Annotated in this window: 3 protein-coding genes; 2 read left to right on the top strand and 1 reads right to left on the bottom strand. The window is 62.2% G+C overall.

What is annotated here, in order from left to right; translation table 11 throughout:
• The coding region (locus AC1DUU_RS25690; RefSeq protein WP_476786197.1) for an Orn/Lys/Arg family decarboxylase at window positions 1-449 on the top strand (449 nt) is incomplete at its 5' end.
• Window positions 450-463: 14 nt separating this feature from the next.
• On the top strand, window positions 464-1,981 hold the full coding sequence (gene adiC / locus AC1DUU_RS25685) for an arginine/agmatine antiporter (protein ID WP_476786196.1): 1,518 nt from the start codon (window positions 464-466) through the stop codon (window positions 1,979-1,981).
• A 153-nt stretch (window positions 1,982-2,134) separates the two neighbouring features.
• Here adiC and AC1DUU_RS25680 read toward each other — a convergent pair whose 3' ends face one another.
• Window positions 2,135-3,763 (bottom strand): dihydroxyacetone kinase subunit DhaK, encoded by a 1,629-nt coding sequence (locus AC1DUU_RS25680; protein WP_476786195.1) that lies wholly within the window; start codon window positions 3,761-3,763, stop codon window positions 2,135-2,137.
• Window positions 3,764-3,891: the final 128 nt, after the last annotated feature.

The following is a 3,891-nucleotide window of genomic DNA, read 5'->3' as shown; positions in this document are numbered from 1 at the left end:
CCAACACACCGCTCGAGCGTGCAATCCCAAGCCTCGTCGCAGATCACGGCGACCGGTATGGCGGCATGGGGCTGCGTGATCTAGCCGACCTGATGTTCGCCGCCATGGTCAAGTTCAACACCACTCGAACCATGTCTGAGGCATTCGAAATCCTACCGATGCCCGACATGAGCCCGCTTGCCGCCTATGAGGAACTGGTTCGCGGCAATGTCGAGAACGTGACACTCGAGGAGCTTGCGGGCCGCACGCTTGCGACAGGTGTCGTCCCTTACCCGCCGGGCATCCCGCTGATGATGCCGGGCGAAAATGCGGGTCCGGCCGACGGCGCGCTTATCGGCTACCTCAAGGCGCTGGAAGCCTATGACCTGAGCTTCCCCGGCTTCACCCACGATACTCACGGCGTCGAGGTCGAAGACGGCGTCTACCACGTCCTCGCGGTCAAGCACTGAGGGGAGCGATCAAGATGGCTAAAGAAAGCACCACGTCCGGCGGAGCCGGCAAGATGGGACTGGTTCCCGCGACCTTGATGGTCGCGGGCAACATGATGGGTTCGGGCGTCTTCATGCTCCCGGCCAATCTTTCGGCGATAGGCAGCATCGCCCTGATCGGTTGGCTGCTGACGGTGGTGGGCGCGGTCGCGCTCGCCCTTGTTTTCGCCAAGCTTGCGGCGATCGACCCCGCCGCGGGAGGACCTTACGCCTACACACGCAAGGCGTTCGGTGACTACATGGGCTATCAGACCAATATGGTCTATTGGCTCGCGCTGGTCGTCGGCAACGTCGCGCTCGCCGTCGCCGGGCTGGGATATCTTTCGCACTTTTTCCCGGTGCTGAAGGTGCCGGTCGTGCTGGCCTTTGGCTCGATCGGGGTGATCTGGTTTTTCACCTACGCCAACATTCTCGGTCCCCGGCTCGTCGGACGGCTTCAATCCTTCACCACCGTCTTCGCGTTGATCCCGATCTTCGGCACGGCGCTGTTCGGCTGGTTCTGGTTCAGCGCCGACACCTATGCGGCAGCGTGGAACGTCTCGGGCAAGAGCGACATGAGCGCGGTGATGGCTACGCTCACCTTCACGCTTTGGGCCTTCATCGGGGTCGAGAGCGCCTCGGTGTCGGCGGGCGTCGTTGAAAATCCGTCGCGCAACGTTCCAATCGCCACAGTGGCCGGGGTCGTGCTCGCCTCGGTGGCTTATGTGTTGAGTTCGTCGGTGATCATGGGCATGATCCCCAACAAGGATCTTATCGCCTCATCCGCGCCATTCGCGGACGCCGCCCGGATCGCGCTTGGCGACGTCGCCGGCGGCACGGTCGCGTTGTTTGCCGCAGTGGGTTGCCTCGGCTCGCTTGCGGGATGGACCCTGCTTGCGGGACAGTCGGCCAAGGCGGCAGCGGATGACGGGCTTTTCCCCGGCGTTTTCGCGCGCGTCAATAGGCACGGCGTGCCGTCGATCGGGCTCGTGATCGTGGCTGGGTTGATGAGCGTCCAGGTGTTCGCCACCATGTCACCCACTGCAAGCGAGCAGTTCGGCAAGATCGCGTCGATCGCGGTGATCATGACCCTGCTTCCCTACATCTACTCGGCGGTTTCGATACAGGTCCTAGGCTACCGAAAGATGCCTTCCAGCCAGTATACCTTCTTTGTCGCGGCAGGCCTGATCGGCGCTGTCTATTGCATGATCGCGCTGGTGGGATCCGACGGTCAGCAAACGCGCTGGTCGCTCATCTTCGTGATCGCCACCATKGTCTTCTACTCCGCCTCGATCACTCGTAAGCGCGACATCGAGGAAAAGCACCTCCATCCGGGTGGACGTGCACCCGTCTGGGTACGGTACCTGGCGCTCGGCGTGACGATAGCTGCTCTGGTTGCGATGTTCTGGCTCTCGGTCGGCCGCTACAGCGACCTCAATCTGCGATCACGGTCGCTGACCCCGCCAGAGGCTTCAGAAACGATGGAGATGATCGTACCACCGATGAAGCCGTAATACCCCAGATTGAACCGGCCCCGGCGGTTATGCCGCTGGCGCCGGCTTTGCATGACCAGGTGTGAGCATTCAACAGTGGTTCCCCAACTTGCTTCGCACCGGGGCGGTGGAACCCCGGTGCGTTCCTGCATCTGCTGTCGATGGTGTACCCAGTCAGGTGTTTGTAGCCAGCCGTTCGAACAATCGGGCCACGGCCTCTGCTCCCGGGTCGACGTTCCCGACCAGCTGCTCCGAACTCACATAGGCCGCCCTACCTGCATTGGCCTCCTTCATCTCGGCCGTCTTGTTTGCCCCGGCGCGCGCCCTGTGGGCGGCAATCACGAGCCCCTCATCGAGACCTTCGAGTGCGGGTGCAAGCGCATCCACGAGCGTTCTATCGCCAAGACGAGCACCGCCCACTTCCTGCAAGCGCTCGAGCCCGATCTTTAGTGCGCCATTAAGCGAGTAACCGCTTGATGCAGCGTCGCCGGCCGCAGCGAAGAAGATTGCCAGCAACACGCCTGAGGACCCGCCCATGGTCTGGCTGAGCTCCTGGCCAATAGCGCGATAGAGCTGGGTGTGATCCGCCAACGGTAAGCGCCCGAAAGCCTCGATCAAGGCACGCGCCGCGGTCGCAAGTGTCGTCCCGGTGTCGCCGTCGCCAGCCTGAAGGTCCAGATGGTTGAGATCAGCTTCAGATGCAATCAGGACCTCGCAGCATTTCCTGAGGAACGCCTCGGTTTTTGAATCGCGGGAAGGCGTCGACTTGATGGGAGAAAGTCCGTCTGGCAGCGGAAGCAGACCAGGAGCATCCATCCTGTTGAGACCCGGCCAGGCCCGGAGCGGCGTCTCCGCCGCCAGCAAGGTCTCGTCTTCTCCTGATATGGGGTAGAGCGTCACCGAGAAGCCATGCATGTCGAGGGCGGTCATCATCGAAGCGGGCCCAATGATGTGGCTGATCCGATCCCCTACTTCCGATCGTCTAAGCTCGTCGGCGAGGACAGCCATTTCCAGCCCCGTCGAGCTGCCCAGATTGTTCAACACAGCAACATAGCGTCGACCGTTAGCGACCCGAGGTGAAAGCTTGCCAATGGCTGCAGCCATAGCCTGCCGTGCGCCCTCATAGGGAATGTGCTGGGCGCCGGGCTCGCCATGAATGCCAAGTCCCAGTTCGATTTCACCGGGCGCAATTCTCGGTTCTTTGGTCGAGCCCGGCATACTGCACGTGTCCAAGGACATGCCGATGCTCATCACGCCAGCCACAACCCGCCTTGCAGCCTGCGTGACGGCTTCAAGGTCACCACCGGATTCCGCCACCGCGCCGGCGATCTTGTGTACCAGCAGCGTCCCCGCCACACCTCGCGGGCGCGACAGATCGGGAATGGCCACGTCGTCCTGAACGATCACCATGTTGACCTTCAGACCGGATGCGCGTGCACGCTCCGCCGCCAGCCCAAAATTCAGACGGTCACCGGTGTAGTTCTTGACCACCAAAAGGCAGCCCGCCTCCCCTGTTACAGCTAGTATTCCCGCCAGGACGGCCTCGACCGAGGGAGAGGCAAAGACATCGCCGCAGACGGCCGCCGTCAGCATCCCCGGCCCTACAAACCCTGCATGTGCTGGCTCGTGTCCGGAGCCGCCACCAGAGACAACCGCGACCCGCGACTTGTCCCAGTCGCCGCGCATGACGACGCGAATGTACGGATAGCCGTCGAGCCGCTTGAGGCGACCGCCCGAGGTCGCGACAAGTCCGTCGATCGCCTCTTGGACGATGTCTTCTTTGTTGTTGATGAAGTGCTTCATGTCCTACCATCCGCTTGGCCTGGGCGATGCGTTTCCGGCTCACCCGATGTTCGTCTATGTCGCCGTCACAGCGGGACTTTAACGGTGAAGGGAAGCCGACGGAATGCAATCCGTCGGCTTGTTTGAGG

This window comes from Aminobacter sp. P4_H6_2 (assembly GCF_056400805.1).
This window is presented reverse-complemented; position numbering and strand designations above follow the sequence as displayed.

Bases quoted from the DNA above. Each gene is read 5' to 3' on its own strand.
- AC1DUU_RS25680 (WP_476786195.1), bottom strand. From the start codon at position 3,763: ATGAAGCACTTCATCAACAACAAAGAAGACATCGTCCAAGAGGCGATC.